The sequence below is a fragment of the Mesorhizobium sp. M0904 genome, from assembly GCF_040319475.1.
Lineage (GTDB): Bacteria > Pseudomonadota > Alphaproteobacteria > Rhizobiales > Rhizobiaceae > Mesorhizobium.
In genome coordinates this window covers 53,568-71,433 of sequence record NZ_JAMYOC010000024.1, presented here as the reverse complement: position 1 = coordinate 71,433, position 17,866 = coordinate 53,568, and the positions used below count along the sequence as shown (strand labels likewise).

The following is a 17,866-nucleotide window of genomic DNA, read 5'->3' as shown; positions in this document are numbered from 1 at the left end:
CGTTTTCGGTTCCGTTCGATCCGCTTTCGGACATTCAGGCTGATCTGCGTTTCGCGGCCGTTCCCCGACCTTTGTTAGGAGCCTTGCCGCCTTCCTGCGCCAGGCTTCTGCGCAGAATATCGGCGAGGTTGACGACATTCGTCCTCGGTGCAGGTGCCGGCTTGGGCGGTTTCTTGCCCTTGCGCTTGGCTTCGATCATCGCAACCAGCGCCTGTTCATAAGTGTCTTCGAACTTCGACGGGTCGAATTTGGCGGGCTTCTTGTCGATCAGCAATTGCGCGATTTCCAGCATCTCGGGATCGACCTTTCGAGCCTTCAGTCCTTCGAACACCGCGTCCGTTGCGACCACTTCATTGTGGTTGCGTAATTCCGTCATCACCATGCCCTTGCCCAGCGGCTGGATCAGCACCTCTCGGCCTCGCTGGTACAGCACGACGCAGGAGCGGGCTGCCACTTTCTTCCTGGCCATGGCGTCCCGGATCACCGCGAAGGCCTCAGTGGAGGGCGCGTCGGCCGGAACCAGATAATAGGGCTTTTCGAGGTAGCGTGCGTCGATTTCGGCGGTGGGCACAAACTCGCCGATCTCGAGCGTGTGCTGCGATACCATCTTTAGTTTCTTGATTTCGTCCGGCTCTATGCGGATGAATTCGCCCTTCTCGACTTCATAGCCCTTTACCTGGTCGGCAGCCTCCACCGTATCGCCGGTCTCCTCGTCGATATAAGCGCTCTTGACCGGGAGACCGTCCTTGCGGTTCAGGATCCTGAAATGCACTTTCTCGGCCTCGCTGACGGCGCCGATGATCTTGACGCCACAGGAAACCGATCCGACCTTCATAAAGCCCTTCCAGGCAGCTCGCGGCGTCGCCATGTCAATCACTCATTTGCCGAACGGACGGAACGGCTGCGAGCCGAAATCGTTCCGCCGTGGCAGGCTGGTCCGTACGCCGGCCCGGACGAGAACATTCGGTTCATTTTCGTCAGGGGAATAGCGGAATGGCCAAACGCAGCGCAGGGTTGCTCATTTATCGCCAAAGCCGAGGTTCACTTCAGGTGCTGCTGGTGCATCCCGGCGGCCCATTCTGGGCGAAGAAGGACGACGGCGCATGGTCGATCCCGAAGGGCCTGGTCGACGAGAACGAAGACGAACTGGCGGCGGCAAAACGCGAAGCCGAAGAGGAGCTCGGGGTCGCCATCGATGGAGTTTTCGAACACCTTGGCAGCTACCGGCAGCCGGGCGGCAAGCTCGTCGTCGCGTGGTGCGTCGAAGCGGACTTCGACAGCGACGCCATAAGCAGCAACACCTTCGTCATGGAATGGCCGCCAAGGTCCGGCTCGATGAAGGAATTTGCCGAAGTCGACAGAGCGGGCTGGTTCTCCGTGCCTGAAGCCAACCTCAAGATACTGAAAGGCCAGCGCGCCATGCTGGCGGATTTGGCCGGTCGGCATGGCGACCGATGAAATCGGATCGGCTCAGTACTTCAGGGCGGCGCCTGGCTTGCCTTACGGCGCTAGCCCAAGCGAATTTTGAGCGTGCAGCGTGCGTAATGTGATCGAATAGCGGTGCTCGGCGACCGGCGGAATGCTGTGCTCCCATTCGTTGCGCGCAGCACCCGTCATCAAATAGGCCGATCTTGGCTCGACGGTGGCCGTCTTGCGATCCCATCGCGTGCCGTTTTTCCGGCGCAGGCGGAAGCTGCAGGCGGCCAGCAGCGAAACGCCGGCGACCACTTCGAAATGAGGCTTGTCACGGTGCCAGCCGATACCGGCGCCCGGCCGGTACTCGTTGATCAGCACCTGCACGAAGGTTTCGGCCGGCAGGCGGGCAAAGGCTGCAACTTTGTCCCTGAGCGGCAGCAGAAAGCCGGGTATCGGCGGTGCTTCGACGACTTTGCGCCGATCGTAGTCGTAACGCAGCCCGAAGCCGACCACCCGCCGGTTTGCCAGATGGCCGTGAAAGTCGAAGGGCTGAAAAGGCAGGCCTGCGAGCTGGCTTGCCAACGCTGCTTCCTCGTCTGGCGTGATCAGTTCGGGCCGGTAGCGGAATCCTTCCGGCAGGTCGTCGGTGTTGGCAAAGAGATCGCCCTGACGGGCTGCAGCCGATGTCTTGAGTGGTGGCATCAACTGTACTTGGTGAAGCCGGCCCGAAGCGGCAAGGCCGCTTCGGCAGCAAGGAACCTCGCTCTCCGTGCAGGGTTATTCACACGATGGCGTGGATTGGAGCACTGCCGAGCATTGGAGCTGTCGAGATGCCTTCAACTGCGATCAGAAACATCGACTACCAGCCGGCGACGAGGGTACTCTCGGTGTGGTTCGTCCCGAGCGGAAACCGCTATGATTACGAGGACGTTCCGCCGCAGGTCCACGCCGCGTTCCGCAAGGCTTCGTCGAAGGGCCGGTTCTTCAACGAACATATTCGCGACCGGTATAAATACCATCTGGTCGAGCAGAGCCATTCGAGCTGAGTCTTCCGACGCTTCTCAACCATGATCTCGGCTCTCCGCCATTCGTAGCCGCGCGGCAATGAGCGGACTTCGCAGTTGGTGAGCGACCTGATATTGATCATGGTTTCACCGGAAACATCGAAAGCCTGGAATGCCCGCCGAAGTCGAAAAAACCGAGCAGCTCCAGCAATTGCTCGATACCCCGCATCTGGCGGGCGTGCTGGATAGCGAACAATTCAAGAGATTTCTCGACCAGCTGCCGATCGCGATCGCAATTTCCGATCTCAGCGGCGACGAACGTGTCGTCTATGTCAATTCCGAGTTCCAGAAATTGTCAGGCGTATCCGTCGCCGAGCTCGAGCGCTGGAACTGGGCCGCACTGAGCGGAGAAGGCTTGAGCGAATACAAGGACCGGCCGCTGGCCCGGGCCATCGTCGAGGATATCGATCGTGCGGGAACATTCAGGATACAACGTGCTGCCGCAGCGCCAGCCATCGTCGATGTCTATTCGAACCTGATCGAGGACGAGCGCGGGCGACGGTCCTTTCGACTGGTCGCCCTTGTCGACGTTACCGCGCACAAGGCAAGCGACAGCGAGGCCATCGAACAACGCATTCGGGAAAAGGACATGCTGCTGCGCGAGTTGCAGCATCGGATGAAGAACAATCTCCAGATGATCACGGCTCTCATCAGATTGGAGGCCCGCAGTGCGGCGTCACCCGATCAGAAACGCTTCGAGCGCCTCGCCGGCCGCGTCGATGCGCTCGCAATCCTCTACCAGACGCTGTCGGTCGACGAACAGAAGGCCGAAGTGGACCTTGGCGTCTATCTCAGCCAGATCGCTTCCGCCGTGATGACGTCGCACGCCATGCAGGGCATCCGGCTGGACATGAAGGTCGATACCTATCCCGTGTCCATCAACGTGGCGATGCCAACGGGTCTGGCGGTCAATGAGCTTTTGACGAACGCGCTGAAACACGCCTTTCTGGGTCGCGAAGGCGGGACGATCACGCTGCGCAGCGTCGTCGACGGAGACGGTTTTCGCATCGTAGTCGCCGATGACGGCATCGGCCTGCCCGAAGGCGAGACCTGGCCGAAACCCGGCAAGCTCGGCGCGTTGATCGCTCAATCGCTGATTGAAAATGCCAAAGCCCGGTTCGAGGTGGATTCTGCCCCCGGCAAAGGAACGCGGGTGACCATCGTGTTCAACAGATCGGCCGCCGTCGCGACGTAGCCGGCCGAGCAAGCGCCATTCAAGGCCATCCGCATCAGCCAGGCCCGTCGATCACCTTGCGCGTGTGGCGGGCGATTACACCTTCTTCGTCGGTTGCGATGACGCGGACTTCGACCTTGCTGTCCGCCTGGCTTATGAGCGCTTCATGGGAGTTGTTGTCGGCTTCGTCGATCGCCACGCCGAGCCAGCCAAGCCTGCCGCAAATCGCTTTGCGGGCCGCGGCAGAGTGCTCGCCGATGCCGCCGGTGAACACCAGGCATTCCAGCCCGCCCAGCGTATTGGCGAGGGCGGCAACTTCCCTGGCGGCGCGGAAGGCGAAAAGCTCCACCGCTTCGCGCGCCCGGCGGTCATCGCTGGCCTCCAGCGTGCGCATGTCGCCGGAAATGCCGGACACGCCGAGCAGGCCGGATTCCTCGTAGAGCATGTCTTGCAGCGCCTCTCCCGAAACACCTCTTTCCAGCAGCAGGTACAAAAGCACGCCCGGATCGACGGCGCCGCAGCGTGTGCCCATGACCAGGCCGTCAAGCGCCGAAAAGCCCATCGTCGTATCGACGCTTCTCCCGTCGCGCATGGCGCACAGGCTCGCCCCGTTGCCGAGATGGGCGACGATGGTTCTTTTCGCCGCCAGATCGGGCGATCTCTGCTTGAGCCGGCCCGTGACATATTCGTAGGAAAGCCCGTGAAAGCCGTAGCGGTGGATGCCGTCTGCCTCATAGCGGCGCGGCAGCGCAAAACGGCTGACCAGAGGCTCGATGGTCCTATGGAAGGCCGTGTCGAAGCATCCGACCTGCGGCAGGTCCAGCCGCAGCGTGGCAAGCGCCCGGATTGGTGCGAGGCTGCGCGGCTGGTGCAATGGCGCAAGCGGCGTCAGCCTGTCGAGAGCCTCGATAACTGTCGGCGTCAGGCGAACAGGTTCGACGAACTCGCGCCCGCCATGGACGATGCGATGGCCGGCGGCGATCAGTTTCCTTCCGCCAAGTTCGTTCTCGATCCATTGCAGCATCTGGCCGATGCCCATGTCGCGTGATGCGTCAGCGGCAAGTGGCCGATCGCACTGCAGCTCGCCATCGGCGGCTTTCGCGGTCAGCCTTGGCGCATCGCCCAGATCCAGCGAGCCGCGCGAGGCAAGATCCAGCTCGGCGGATGCTGCAAGCTCGTAAAGTCCGAACTTGATGCTCGACGAGCCGGCATTCAACGCAAGGATCGATCGTCGCATCAATCGCCGGCCCTTGTCGCGCCGTCCTGCCGCCAGGACCATTTCTGGATCTCGGGCATGTCCTCGCCATGTTCGCGGACATAGGCCTTGTGCTCGGCCAATTTCCCATGCAGCGCCGCGGCAAGCTCCTTCGCCCGCTCGGCCAGCCCCGGCACACGCGCGATCGCGGCGAGCGCCAGGTGATAGCGGTCGAGCTGGTTAAGCACGACCATATCGAACGGCGTCGTCGTCGTGCCTTCCTCGCGAAAGCCATGCACATGCATGTTGTCGTGATTGGCGCGCCGGTAGGTCAGACGGTGAATGAGATAGGGGTAGCCGTGATAGGCGAAGATGACCGGCTTGGCCTTGGTGAACAGCGCGTCGAATCTGTCGTCGGCAAAGCCATGCGGATGTTCGGAATTCGACTGCAAAATCATCAGGTCGACGACATTGACGACGCGGATCTTCAGGTCCGGAACGCCCGAGCGCAGGATGTCGGCTGCGGCAAGCGTCTCCAGCGTCGGCACGTCGCCGGCGCAAGCCAGGACCACATCCGGATCTTCGCCCTTGGCAACCGTCCCGGCCCATTCCCAGATGCCCGCGCCGGCCTTGCAGTGCGCTTCCGCGTCCTCGGCGGACAGCCATTGCGGCGCCGGCTGCTTGCCGGCGACGATGACGTTGATGCGGTTGTAGGTTTTCAGGCAATGGTCGGTGATCCACAGCAGCGTGTTTGCATCCGGCGGGAAATAGAGCCTTACCGTGTCGGCCTTCTTGTTGGCGACGAAATCGGCAAAGCCCGGATCCTGATGGCTGAAGCCGTTGTGATCTTGCCGCCAGACATGCGAGGTCAGCAGGTAGTTTAGCGAGGCGATCGGCTTGCGCCAGGCAAGTTCGCCGGAGGTCTTCAGCCATTTGGCATGCTGGTTGACCATGGAATCGACAATGTGGACGAACGCCTCGTAGCACGAGAACAGGCCGTGGCGGCCGGTCAGCAGATAGCCCTCCAGCCAGCCCTGGCAAAGGTGCTCGCTGAGCACTTCCATGACGCGGCCGCCGCGGGAAAGATGAACGTCGTAAGGCTCGATCCGCTCCATCCAGACCCGGTCCGTGACCTCGAACACGTCGTCGAGGCGGTTGGAGGACGTCTCGTCGGGTCCCATCAGCCGGAAATTCCTGGCCTCGGCGTTCAAGCGGATCACGTCGCGAAGATAGCTCCCCACGGTCCGCGTTGCCTCCCCAACAGTGCCGCCCGGACGCGGTACCTCGAGCGCCAGGCCTTTCCAGTCGGGAAGCACGAGGTCTTGCTTCAGCAGGCCGCCATTGGCGTAGGGGATTGCGCCCATGCGTCTTGGCCCTGTGGGCGCCAGCGCCGCGAGCTCCGCCAGGAGATGCCCGCCTTCATCGAACAGCGTCTTCGGTTCGTAGCTGCGCATCCAGTCTTCGAGGATCTGGCGGTGCGCCGCGTCGCCGCCCGCGTTAGACACCGGCACCTGGTGCGAACGCCAGAAATCCTCGACTCGTCTGCCGTCGACCTCTTTCGGCCCGGTCCAGCCCTTTGGGCTGCGCAGCACGATCATCGGCCACAGCGGCCGCTCTCCCTTCCAGCCCGCGGCTCGTGCAGGCTCCTGGATGGAGTGGATCCGGTCGAGCACGGTATCGAGCGTGCGGGCCATCTCCCGATGCATCGGGGCAGGCTCGTGGCCTTCCACGAAAAAGGTTTCGTAGCCATAGCCGAGGAACAGGCTGCGCAACGCCTCGTCTTCCATACGGCCGAGGATCGTCGGGCTGGCGATCTTGTAGCCGTTGAGATGCAGGATCGGCAGGACGGCACCGTCGGATGCCGGGTTCAGGAACTTGTTGGAATGCCAGGCCGCGGCGAGCGGGCCGGTCTCGGCTTCGCCGTCGCCCACGACGCAGGCAACCACAAGGTTCGGATTGTCGAAGGCGGCGCCGAAGGCATGGACCAGCGCATAGCCGAGCTCTCCGCCTTCGTGGATCGAGCCGGGTGTCTCCGGGGCCGCGTGGCTCGGCACTCCGCCGGGGAACGAGAACTGCCGGAACAGCTTTCGCAGGCCGTCTTCGTCCCTGCCGACCTCGGTATAAATTTCGCTGTAGGTGCCCTCAAGCCAGGTGTTCGCGACCATTGCCGGGCCGCCGTGACCCGGCCCGCAGATGAACAGAACATCGAGGCCACGTTCACGGATGATCCGGTTCAGATGCACATAGATGAAATTGAGGCCGGGCGTCGTGCCCCAATGGCCGAGCAGCCGTGGCTTGATGTGCTCGGGCCGCAAGGGCTCGCGCAAGAGCGGATTGTCGAGCAGATAGATCTGGCCAACCGAAATGTAGTTCGCGGCGCGCCAGTAGCGGTCCATCAGATTCATCTGGTCAAGGCCGGTTGTTTGCGCAGTGGTGCGGGCCTCGTCGTTCATGGAAATGCCTCCGGAATACCCTCGTCCGTCGTTATCTGGAGTGGCGTCGCCTCGGAGAAAGGATTTGCCTCGAAATAAGTTTGGGCGGGCGCGGCCAGCTCCCGCTCGCCGATCCTGCAATCCGCCTCGCCCGACAAAAAGCGGGTCGGTCTTTTGAGGAACCTCGGGGCTTGCCAACGGTTAGGAAGATGCACCGCATTGCATGAATCCAAGGGGACTGCCGAGGCCCCCGGGACATCGACTGGCCAAAGTGCCGTTGAGCAGCTTGGGCGATTGTGGCGGAGGCCCGTAGGAGGAGCAAAAAATGCTCGATCTCTCCCATGCCCGCAACCAAATGGTCGACATTCACCTAAGCCGCCGTGGCATTCGCGACCGCAATGTCCTTCAGGCGATGCGCGAGGTCCCGCGCGAGGCTTTCGTCGAGCCCGGTTTTGAAGAATTTGCCTATGAGGACGGGCCGCTGCCGATCGCCGAAGGTCAGACGATATCGCAGCCCTACATCGTTGCGTTGATGATCGAAATGGCCGAGGTCGGAGCCGGTGACCATGTTCTCGAGGTCGGCACCGGCTCGGGCTATGCGGCTGCCGTAATGAGCCGGATCGTCGAACGTGTCTACACCATCGAGCGCCACGCCGCGTTGGCTGAAACGGCAAGGCAGCGGTTTAAAAAGCTTGGCTACGACAATATCGAAGTCCGCACCGGCGACGGCACCAAGGGCTGGCCAGAAGCTGCACCCTTCGATGCGATCCTGGTTGCAGCCGCTGGCCCCGGCGCACCGCTCGCGCTGCAGGAACAGCTCGACGTCGCCGGCCGGCTTATCATCCCGGTCGGCGACGAATTCGACGCGCAGCGCCTGCTCAAGGTCACCCGGACCGGCGCAGCAACTTACACCGAGGAGGATTTCGGCGGCGTGCGGTTTGTTCCGCTGATCGGCGAGCAAGGCTGGGGCGAGCCAGGCAGCGACAGCCAGATAGCGGCCGATCTTCCGCACCGGCATCAGCGCAGGAGCAGCCTGCCGCAGATGATAGCGGCCGCCGCCGAACCGCTTCCGGATTTCGACGATCCGGCCTTCGGTGCGCTGTTCGACCGGTTTGCCGACCGCCGCGTCGTCTTGCTCGGCGAAGCCAGCCACGGCACGTCGGAGTTCTATCGTGCGCGCGCCGCGATCACTCGCAGGCTGATCGAGAAGCATGGCTTCACCATCGTCGCGGTCGAGGCCGACTGGCCCGATGCCGCGGCGATCGACCGTTACGTCCGCCACCGGCCACCACGGCCGGGCGCCGATCCGCCGTTCCAGCGCTTTCCCACCTGGATGTGGCGCAACACCGACGTCGCGGCGTTCGTTGACTGGATGCGAGAGCATAATGAGCGGATCAGGATATCCTCCCGGCGGGCCGGGTTCTATGGCCTCGACATTTACAATATGGGCGGGTCGATCGCGGCGGTCCTGCAATATCTCGACCGGGTCGATCCGCAGGCGGCAAGGATCGCACGCGAACGCTACGGCTGCCTGACTCCGTGGCAGAACGACCCGGCCACTTATGGCCGTGTCGCACTCACCTCCGGCTACCAGAAATGCGAGAAGGCCGTGCTCGAGCAATGCCGGGAACTGCTCGCTAGAGAGCTCGACTATGCGCAGCAGGACGGATTCGATTTCCTCGACGCCACCCAGAACGCCCGCCTGGTCGCCTCCGCCGAGCGCTATTACGGCACCATGTATTATGGCGGCGCGCAATCCTGGAACCTGCGCGACACCCACATGTTCGAAACGCTGGAGCACCTGCTGCAGGCCCGCGGCCCGAACGCCAAGGCGGTGGTGTGGGCGCATAATTCCCATATTGGCGATGCCCGCTATACCGAGATGGGGATCGTCAGGGACGAATTGAACATCGGCCAGCTCTGTCGCCAGCGTCTTGGCGACGAGGTTGCCTTGATTGGGCTCAGTACGCATTCCGGGACGGTTGCCGCTGCCACCGACTGGGACGGCGACATGGAAGTGAAACCGGTTCGGCCTTCCCACAACGACAGCTATGAGCGGCTTTGCCACGACAGCGGCGTCTCGCCTTTCCTGCTCGATTTCGAGCGCGACGACACGCTGCGCCAACGGCTTCTGGAGCGCCGGCTGGAACGCTTTATCGGTGTCATCTATCGGCCCGAGACCGAGCTGCACAGCCACTATGCGGACGCCTCGCTCGCCCGCCAGTTCGATGCTTTCGTTTGGTTCGATGAGACCAATGCCGTGACGCCGCTTGGGCCGGAGCATGCGGGGACAGGCCTTCCCGAGACTTATCCTTTCGGGCTGTAGCGAATCTGGACCTTGGGGAAGCGGAAAATCGAAAGGAAGGAGGTCACCAATGGCCGGAAAGAAGACTCATGAGCAGCAATTGCGCATCATCGAAGAGCGTGAGAACACGAAAAACGCCGGCAAGGATTTCGACGCGGAAGCGGATTTGAAAAAGACCAGGCAAGAGCGCGAGGCGTTCCGGCGCGGTGCCGAGCTCAGATCGGACCCGAAGGATATTGCCGATCCCGACGATCGCAACATCATCCGCGGCGAGCACCAGGAAAGCGCCCACAACAAGCATCGCGCCGACCGCTGAACGGCCGGATCGCTTGACGTTAAGACAATACGGCGCCGGGTCCGTCCCCTGACTTTAATCCCTGGGGCTATTCGGCAAAAAATGTCGCGGCGACAGCAATTGAGACGAGGCTCAGCATTGCCAGGCCCGCCCTGGCGACGTGCGAAGCCTCCCAGACGTTGCGCAAATCTCTCCAGTCGCCGGTCTGCTTTCGAGAGAACATTGAAAAAAACGTCGCGGCGGATTTCGGCAGGGCAGTGTCTTGCACCCAGAAATTATTGACGGGGTGCGTGACCGACCAATAGGTCGCGTGCTCCGCCAGCAACGAGACAAGCGCCGCCAAGGTCCACCAGAATCGCGCGCTTGGATAGGGCGTCAGGTAAAGCAGGACGGCGAGTGCAATGATGCCGCCGATCTCGGCGAACCCGCCGATCGTGAAGCCGGGATAGTAGATCGCCTGCACTGATTTGTAGGTGGCCTCCTTGAGGCGCAACTTGCCGGGCAATTCCAAAGCGTGCGCGAGCGAGAGCGCCATCGAGACGGCGACCAACAGAAGCGTGGCGATCGTCAATGCGCGCATGTTCCTGCTCCCGACCATGCCCTCGTGGTGCGCGCGTAGATAGGGTGGTTGGTGATCCTGAAAAGGCGCCCGACTTCGCCGGCAGGTTATTCGGTCATTCCCCGATCTGGCTGGTCGAGCGTTCGTGGAGCCTGGCGCCGGTCTGCGCGTCGACCGCGACCATGCTGACCTCGTAGCCCCAGAGCTTGCGGATGTGGCGCAGCGTGGCGTCGCGGCTGCCGCCTTCCAGCACGATGCCGTCCTTGACCTTGTGCTGCAGGCGCAGATGCCGGTCGCCGAGCAGGTCCACATCCACCACCTGGATGTCAGGCCGGCTGGCGCCGATGTCGTAGCTGTGGGCGAGTGCGCTGCGGATACTCTCGTAGCCGCGCTCATTGTGTATCGAGGCGACTTCGTAATGGGGGTCGTTGGCAGCGTCGGCAAGCACAAAGAACCGCCATTTCCGTATCAGGGTAGGGCTCAGATATTGGCGGATGAAGGACTCGTCGCGATGGTTGGCCCAGGCGTCCAGCAAGGTCTGGCGCCAGTCGCCGTTGCCGGCGATATCGGGGAACCAGTCGCGGTCCTCGGCCGTCGGCGCGGTCGAGATGCGCTGGATGTCCTGCATCATGTCGAGGCCCAGCGCGTAAGGGTTGATACCGGAAAAGCGCGGATCGTCGAACCCCGGCTGGAAGATCACGTTCGAATGGTTGCGCAGGATCTCCAGCATGGCACCTTCGCCGATCAGCCCGCGGTCGAACAAAAGGTTCATCAGCGTGTAATGCACGAAGGTGGCGCAACCCTCGTTCATCACCTGCGTTTGGCGCTGTGGATAAAAATACTGCGCGATAACGCGGACGATCCGGATAACCTCACGCTGCCACGGTTCCAGGATCAGGCTGTTCTTCTCCAGGAAATAAAGCAGGTTCTCCTCGGGCAGCTTGAGCGATTTCTTGCGCTCCGCCATGGTGTCCGTCTCGCGGACCTTGGTGCCGTCCTTGGACGGCGGCAGCGTGCGCCACAGATCGTTGTAGGAGCGCTCCTCATATTCCAGGCGCTCGTGAAGGCCCTCGCGCTGCTTTTCCGACGACAGCTTCGGCGGCCGGTGATATCTGAACACGCCCTGTTCCATCAGCGCGTGTGCGGCATCGAGGATCTCTTCCACCGCATCGACGCCATGCCGCTCCTCGCAGCGGGCAATGTAGCCCTTGGCAAAGTCGAGATAGCTGAGGATGGCGCCGGCGTCCGTCCACTGCCGGAAAAGATAATTGTTCTTGAAGAAATGGTTGTGGCCGAGTGCCGCGTGCGCCGTCACCAGGGCCTGGAGGGCCATGGTGTTTTCCTCCATCAGATAGACGATGCAGGGATTCGAATTGATGACGAGTTCATATGCGAGCCCCCGCCCGCCTTTGCGATAGAGCAGTTCCTGGTAGAGGTAGTGCTTGCCGAAGGACCAGTGCCGGTACATCAGCGGCATGCCGACCGAGGAATAGGCGTCGAGCATCTGTTCGGACGAGATGATCTCCATCTGTACCGGATAGGTGTCGAGGTGGAGCTCTTCGGTGGCGATCGCCTCGATGGTCTCGTAGGCGCGCGACAGCGTCCTGAAATCCCAGTCGGAACCGGAAAACAGCAGCCCGGATCTGCTCGCCATCAGCCCCCTCTTTCACCGCTCTTTTGATAGCCCGGCTGTCTGGCGAAGAGCTGGCGGAAAACCGGGTAGATGTCGGCCGCGGTGGCGATGCGGCTCATCTGGAAATTCGACCACCTCAGCTTGACCGCACTGTAGGCACGCCACAGCGACGTGCCGTTGTCGGTAGCGCCGAAGATATGGCTCTCGCGCTCGTCGAGGATCTCGACATAGGCGAAATACTGGCACAGCCGCATGATCTGTTCGTCAAGCAGGGCGATGCAGCGCTCGGAATCGGTGACGAAATTGTCACCGTCCGAGGCCTGGGCGACATAGATGTTCCATTCGCGGCTGGGATAGCGTTGCTCGACGATGCGGTGCATCTCCTCGAGCGCGGTGGAAACCACCGTACCGCCGCTCTGGGTGTTGTAGAAGAAGGTTTCCTCGTCGACCTCCTGCGCCTCGTGGGTGTGGCGGATGAAGACCACCTCGGTCCGGTCGTAGCGCCGCTTCAGGAACAGGTGCAGCAGCACGAAGAAGCGCTTGGCCAGATCCTTCTCGCGTTCGCCCATCGAACCGGACACGTCCATGAGGCAGAACATCACCGCGTTGGCGTTCGGCACCGGCTGGGCGTCGAAGCGGTTGAAGCGGATATCGACCGGGTCGACATAGGCGATCCGCTTGCGGCGACGCTCCAGTCGATCGAACTCTTCCTGCAGCGCCACGATGCGCTGGCGCATCTCGACGTTTTTCGGCTTCGCCTCCAGCGACGCAATCTCCTGCGCGATCGCATCGAGGTCCTCCTGCTTGGGACGCCTGAGCGCTATGCGGCGGCCATGGCTGTTGCGCATCGTGCGCCCGACATTGATGTTCGTCGGCGAGCCGGTCGCGGCGAAGCCGGCCCGGCGCGGCTTGAAGGCGAGGATCTCCTTGAGGTTGAGCTTGACCATGTCAGGCAGTTCGAGGTCTTCGAAAAAGAGGTCGAGCACCTCTTCGCGCGACAGCACGAAACGGAAATCGTCCTCCGATTCGGTTCTCCCCGGGGCGGACCCCATGCCGCCGCCCTGGCCAGGCTTGGGCAGCCGGTCGCCTGGGGAGAAATGCTTGTTGCCGGGCAGGACGTGCTGGCGGCTGCCGCTGTTCCTGGCATCGTTGAAGCTCGGCTCGCCGGTGCCTCGCGCCGGCATCGAAACGGCATGCTCGGCGTCCACATCGGCGATCTTGCCGGTGCGGATCTGATCGCGGATGGTGCGCTTCAACTCTTCGCGCGCCCGCCGCAGGAAACGCTGCCGATTGCCGAGGCTTTTGTCCTTCGGGTTCAGTCGGCGATCGATGAAGATCGGCATATGTTACCCCGGGCTGGCTTCAACCCGCCTTGTTCACCCGCATGTACCAGTCCACCAGCCGGCGAACCTGGCGTTCGGTGTAACCGCGCTGGATCATCCGCTGCACGAATTCGGTATGCCGCTTCTCCGTCACGCTGTCCTGCTTGGAGCCGAAGCTGATCACCGGCAGCAGATCCTCGACCTGCCCGAACATCCGCTTCTCGATGACTTCGCGCAGCTTTTCATAGCTTGTCCATGACGGGTTGCGGCCATGGTTTCTGGCCCGCGCGCGCAGCGTGAACTTCACCACTTCATTGCGGAAGTCTTTGGGATTGGCGATGCCGGCCGGCTTTTCGACCTGCGACAGTTCATTGTCCAAAACCTCGCGATTGAGGATCTGGCCGGTATCGGTATCCTTGTAGTCCTGATCCTCGATCCAGGCATCGGCATAGGCGATGTAGCGGTCGAACAGGTTCTGGCCGTATTCGCTGTAGGATTCCAGATAGGCCTTCTGGATCTCGTGGCCGATGAACTCGGCATAACGGGTGGCCAGCTCCGACTTTATGAAATCGAGATAGTCCGCCTCTGTTTCCTTCGGGAACTGCTCGCGCTTGATCGCCTCTTCCAGGATGTACATCAGATGCACCGGATCGGCGGCCACCTCTTCGGTGTCGTAGTTGAAGGTCTGCGACAGGATTTTGAAGGCGAAGCGGGTGCTGACGCCGGTCATGCCTTCATCGACACCGGCCGCGTTTCGGTACTCCTGGACCGACTTCGCCTTGGGATCGGTTTCCTTGAGGTTCTCGCCGTCATAGACGCGCATCTTGGTATAGAGCGGCGAATTGTCGTGTTCGGCCAGGCGGGTCGAGACGGTGAACCGGCTGAGGATGTCGAGCACTTCCGGAGCGCAGGGGCTGTTAGCCAATTCGCTTTCGCGCAACAGCTTCTCGTAGATCTGCCGCTCTTCGGTTACGCGCAGGCAATACGGCACTTTGACCACCAGGATGCGGTCGAGGAACGCCTCGTTGTTCTTGTTGTTCTTGAACTGCAGCCATTCCGATTCGTTGGAATGGGCAACGATGATGCCCTGATAGGGGAAAGCGCCGAAATTCTCGGTGCCGTTGTAGCTGCCTTCCTGGGTGGCGGTCAGCAGCGGATGCAGCACCTTGATCGGCGCCTTGAACATCTCGACGAATTCGAGCAGTCCTTGCGTCGTCCGGTTCAGCCCGCCGCTATAGGAATAGGCGTCCGGATCGGACTGGCTGAAGTTTTCCAGCTGCCTGATGTCGACCTTGCCGACCAGGGCCGAAACGTCCTGGTTGTTCTCGTCGCCCGGCTCAGTCTTGGCGATGCCGATCTGGCGAAGCCTGGACGGCATCAGCTTGACGACGCTGAATTTGGAGATATCGCCGGACAATTCGTCGAGACGCTTGGCCGCCCAGGGCGAGATCAGGCCGGTCAGCCGCCGCCGGGCGATGCCGTATTTGTCTTCCAAAAGGTCGCCCATGCGGTCGGGATCGAACAGCCCGAGCGGCGATTCGAAGACCGGGCTGACCTGGCCGCCGACCTTCAGCGTATAGATCGGACGCTGCTCCATCAGCCTTTTCAGCTGCTCCGCAAGCGAGGACTTGCCGCCGCCGACCGGGCCGAGGAGATAGAGGATCTGCTTGCGTTCCTCGAGCCCTTGCGAGGCGTAGCGGAAATAACCGGCGATACGCTCGATCGTATCCTCCATGCCGTAAAAGTCGGCGAAGGTCGGATAGATCTTGATCGTCCGGTTCGAAAAAATACGGCCGAGCCGCTCGTCCTTGCTGGTATCGAGAAAGGTCGGCTCGCCGATCGCCTCGACCATCCGCTCGGGCGCCGAAGCGTACATCGACTTGTCCTCGCGGCAGGCAAGCAGATATTGCTGGAGGCTTATCTCCTCCTGCGCCGCATTCTTATAAACCTCGGAAAACAGATCGAAGACGTCGGATTGATTCTCACGCATGGTATTCCTAGCCCCGGAGCCGATGTGGCTGCATGTTTGTCTCTTGAACAACCAAATGTTGGAAAGCCCTTGTGGTTCCCTTCACTTCGCAGAGAGTGCATGTGACCGAACGATAAGAGTCTAAATAAGGGCATCCTGAGTGCAGACAAGGCGTGGAACGTCCTGCTCGCGGCACAAAATCCTGAATCGCACCACGTCCTGCGGGCGACATCCAACAAGACGGAGGAACGGTTCGGGTCCTTTCCGGTTGTGAGGGAAAGGAGACGGTCGATGTCTGGGAATAGTTTGTGGTTGCTCGTTGTTGCAGGCGGTCCACTGCTGCTGGCAGTCCTGATCGCCTACGCCCTGCTCACGCAGCGCCGTCGCGGCCCGGCGGAGCGCAGGGAAAGCGAGCGTGCGACCGAGCGCCTGTATCAGGAAAAGAAGGACTGACCGACGGGATCGCAGCTCAGCTGCCGGCAACCGCCAGCCCGGTCGCTTTTTCGGCGCGCAGCAGCATGCCAAACAGGTCGCGCGGCTCATCGGGATCGGCCAGAAGGTCTAGTTCCTCGTAAAGGCCGGTCCGCTGCAGCTGATCGCGGACGTAGCGCAGCGCGGAAAAATCCTCGATCGCAAAGCCGACGGAGTCAAACAATGTGATCTGTCGGGCATCCGTCCGGCCTGCTGCCTTTCCTGTCATCACCTGCCACAATTCGGTGAGCGGGTGATCCGCATCGAGCTGCTGGCTCTCGCCTTCGATGCGCGTCTGCGGCGGATATTCTACGAAGATGTCCGAGCGCAGCAGAATGTCGCGATGCAGCTCGGTCTTGCCCGGGCAGTCGCCGCCAACCGCGTTGATGTGCACGCCGGATCCAACCATGTTGTCGGTCAGGATTGTTGCCGACCGCTTGTCGGCGGTAACCGTGGTGATGATCTCTGCACCTTCAACGGCTTCCTGCGCCGACGCGCAGAGCTTGATGTCGAAACCCATGCCGGCAAGGTTCCTCATGCATTTCGTCGAGGCCGCCGGGTCGATATCGTAGAGACGCAGCCTGTCGACGCCAAGCAGCGCCTTGAACGCAATCGCCTGGAATTCCGATTGCGCACCATTGCCGATGATCGCCATGCACCTGGCGGCCTCGGGAGCAAGGTATTTCGCCGCGACGGCCGAGCTTGCGGCGGTTCGGAGCGCCGTCAGGATGGTCATTTCCGAAAGCAGCATCGGATAGCCGTTGCCGACATCGGCAAGCACGCCGAAAGCGGTCACGGTCTGGCGGCCGTCACGCGTATTCTTCGGATGTCCGTTGACGTACTTGAACCCGTAAAGCTGTCCGTCGCTGGTCGGCATCAGCTCGATCACGCCGTCAACGCTGTGCGAGGCGACGCGCGGTGTCTTGTCGAACAGCTCCCAGCGCCTGAAATCCTCTTCGATATAGGCGGCAAGCTCGAGCAGGAAGCGCTCGATGCCGATGGCAAGCACCAGCTTCATCATGCGGTCGACGCTGACGAACGGCACGATGTTCAAATTCACGGTCATGGCTCAGAACCCCCTCGTCGGGCGATCCATGATCCGCCGGCCCATCAGGCTCGCGGTCAGGTCGACCAAAAGCGTGGCGGTGCGGCCGCGTTCGTCGAGAAAAGGGTTGAGCTCGACCAGGTCGAGACTGGTGACGAGACCGCTGTCATGCAGCATTTCCATCGCCAGATGCGCCTCGCGGAAGGTGGCGCCGCCGGGAACGGTGGTGCCGACCGCCGGGGCGATCGACGGGTCGAGAAAATCGACGTCGAGGCTGACGTGCAGCATGCCGTTGGCGGCGCTCACCCGTTCGAGAAAGGCGCGAAGCAGTTGCGCAATGCCGTGCTCGTCGATCGAACGCATGTCATGGACCGTCACGCCGGCTCTGCGCAACGCTTCCCTTTCCGCCAGGTCCACGCTGCGGATCCCCAGCGCGCATATGCGAGCCGGGTCCACCTGCGCTGCAAGGCGGGGGAAATAGCCCTCGAAGCCGGGCTGCCCGCTGGCATAGGCCAGCGGCACACCATGCAAATTGCCGCTGGTGGTAGTGTCGAGCGTATGAAAATCGGGGTGCGCATCGAGCCACAGCACGAAGAGCGGCCGGTCGGCATTCGCCGCCCGGCGGGCAATGCCGGCGAGCGTACCGGCTGAAATGCTGTGGTCGCCGCCGAGAAAGATCGGCATCGCATCGGCGCTCGCGGCATAGGCCGTTTCGCTGATTGCTGCCGTCCAGGCGGCTATTTCCGGCAGCGCCTTCACCGCCGCGTTGCCGTGTACGACGGGACGCATATCGGCAGGGACGATCGTTCCAAGGTCGGTCAGCGTATGGCCGAGCTCGGCCAGTGCGGTGGCCAGGCCGGCCGTGCGCAGCGCACTCGGCCCCATCTCGCAGCCCATGCGGCCTGAGCCGGCCTGGATCGGTGCGCCCACGATCGTGCAATGCATTCTCATACCCCGCCAATTACGATGCCTTTATTGAAGCCCGC

16 protein-coding genes are annotated in these 17,866 nt (G+C 62.0%); 6 read left to right on the top strand and 10 right to left on the bottom strand.

Annotation, left to right across the window (positions count from 1 at the left end):
- Positions 1-34: 34 nt before the first annotated feature.
- Entirely contained in the window at positions 35-868 is an 834-nt protein-coding gene (ku, locus tag NKH80_RS23720) for a non-homologous end joining protein Ku (protein ID WP_352507044.1), read from the bottom strand.
- 125 nt (positions 869-993) lie between these two features.
- Here ku and NKH80_RS23715 point away from each other — a divergent pair, with 125 nt between their 5' ends.
- Entirely contained in the window at positions 994-1,458 is a 465-nt protein-coding gene (locus NKH80_RS23715) for an NUDIX hydrolase (RefSeq protein WP_352993869.1), read from the top strand.
- A 42-nt stretch (positions 1,459-1,500) separates the two neighbouring features.
- Here the strand turns inward: NKH80_RS23715 and NKH80_RS23710 are convergent, their stop codons facing one another.
- Positions 1,501-2,118, bottom strand: coding sequence for an alpha-ketoglutarate-dependent dioxygenase AlkB (locus NKH80_RS23710; RefSeq protein WP_352993866.1), 618 nt, complete (start codon positions 2,116-2,118; stop codon positions 1,501-1,503).
- Between the two features lie 128 nt (positions 2,119-2,246).
- Here NKH80_RS23710 and NKH80_RS23705 point away from each other — a divergent pair, with 128 nt between their 5' ends.
- Together NKH80_RS23705 and NKH80_RS23700 are read left to right on the top strand one after the other, a co-directional pair.
- On the top strand, positions 2,247-2,462 hold the full coding sequence (locus tag NKH80_RS23705; protein WP_352476940.1) for a KTSC domain-containing protein: 216 nt from the start codon (positions 2,247-2,249) through the stop codon (positions 2,460-2,462).
- A gap of 130 nt (positions 2,463-2,592) precedes the next feature.
- Positions 2,593-3,675 carry a sensor histidine kinase gene (locus NKH80_RS23700; RefSeq protein WP_352993863.1) on the top strand — a complete coding sequence of 361 codons (1,083 nt, stop codon included), beginning with the start codon at positions 2,593-2,595 and terminating at the stop codon, positions 3,673-3,675.
- 34 nt (positions 3,676-3,709) lie between these two features.
- Here the strand turns inward: NKH80_RS23700 and NKH80_RS23695 are convergent, their stop codons facing one another.
- The gene (locus NKH80_RS23695; RefSeq protein WP_352993860.1) at positions 3,710-4,891 is read right to left on the bottom strand and encodes an acetate/propionate family kinase; all 1,182 of its coding nucleotides are present in this window, start codon (positions 4,889-4,891) and stop codon (positions 3,710-3,712) included.
- Positions 4,891-7,302, bottom strand: a complete 2,412-nt coding sequence (locus tag NKH80_RS23690) for a phosphoketolase family protein (RefSeq protein ID WP_352993856.1) — start codon at positions 7,300-7,302, stop codon at positions 4,891-4,893. The genes NKH80_RS23695 and NKH80_RS23690 overlap by 1 nt, the downstream gene beginning before the upstream one ends.
- Before the next feature lie 304 nt (positions 7,303-7,606).
- On the opposite strand from NKH80_RS23690, the gene NKH80_RS23685 reads away from it, so the two are divergent.
- On the top strand, positions 7,607-9,607 hold the full coding sequence (locus NKH80_RS23685; RefSeq protein WP_352993853.1) for a protein-L-isoaspartate(D-aspartate) O-methyltransferase: 2,001 nt from the start codon (positions 7,607-7,609) through the stop codon (positions 9,605-9,607).
- A 49-nt stretch (positions 9,608-9,656) separates the two neighbouring features.
- Positions 9,657-9,902: a hypothetical protein gene (locus tag NKH80_RS23680; protein ID WP_023720508.1), complete on the top strand. Its 246-nt coding sequence runs from the start codon at positions 9,657-9,659 to the stop codon at positions 9,900-9,902.
- A gap of 67 nt (positions 9,903-9,969) precedes the next feature.
- Here the strand turns inward: NKH80_RS23680 and NKH80_RS23675 are convergent, their stop codons facing one another.
- The 4 genes from NKH80_RS23675 to NKH80_RS23660 all read right to left on the bottom strand — a co-directional run bounded on the left by NKH80_RS23675 (position 9,970) and on the right by NKH80_RS23660 (position 15,385).
- On the bottom strand, positions 9,970-10,461 hold the full coding sequence (locus tag NKH80_RS23675; RefSeq protein WP_352993850.1) for a DUF1772 domain-containing protein: 492 nt from the start codon (positions 10,459-10,461) through the stop codon (positions 9,970-9,972).
- Positions 10,462-10,555: 94 nt separating this feature from the next.
- A complete protein-coding gene (locus tag NKH80_RS23670) occupies positions 10,556-12,094 on the bottom strand; it encodes a SpoVR family protein (RefSeq protein ID WP_352993847.1) in 1,539 nt (512 codons plus the stop codon).
- Positions 12,094-13,416, bottom strand: a complete 1,323-nt coding sequence (locus NKH80_RS23665) for a YeaH/YhbH family protein (protein WP_352879234.1) — start codon at positions 13,414-13,416, stop codon at positions 12,094-12,096. Before NKH80_RS23665 ends, NKH80_RS23670 begins: the two co-directional genes overlap by 1 nt.
- A gap of 19 nt (positions 13,417-13,435) precedes the next feature.
- Positions 13,436-15,385 carry a PrkA family serine protein kinase gene (locus tag NKH80_RS23660; protein ID WP_352993844.1) on the bottom strand — a complete coding sequence of 650 codons (1,950 nt, stop codon included), beginning with the start codon at positions 15,383-15,385 and terminating at the stop codon, positions 13,436-13,438.
- Positions 15,386-15,655: 270 nt separating this feature from the next.
- Between NKH80_RS23660 and NKH80_RS23655 the strand changes: the two genes are divergently transcribed.
- Positions 15,656-15,817: a hypothetical protein gene (locus tag NKH80_RS23655; protein ID WP_254815787.1), complete on the top strand. Its 162-nt coding sequence runs from the start codon at positions 15,656-15,658 to the stop codon at positions 15,815-15,817.
- 16 nt (positions 15,818-15,833) lie between these two features.
- Here the strand turns inward: NKH80_RS23655 and ocd are convergent, their stop codons facing one another.
- Together ocd and rocF are read right to left on the bottom strand one after the other, a co-directional pair.
- Positions 15,834-16,901: an ornithine cyclodeaminase gene (ocd, locus tag NKH80_RS23650; RefSeq protein WP_352993841.1), complete on the bottom strand. Its 1,068-nt coding sequence runs from the start codon at positions 16,899-16,901 to the stop codon at positions 15,834-15,836.
- Between the two features lie 3 nt (positions 16,902-16,904).
- Positions 16,905-17,825, bottom strand: coding sequence for an arginase (gene rocF / locus NKH80_RS23645; RefSeq protein ID WP_352993838.1), 921 nt, complete (start codon positions 17,823-17,825; stop codon positions 16,905-16,907).
- Positions 17,826-17,866 lie beyond the last annotated feature (41 nt).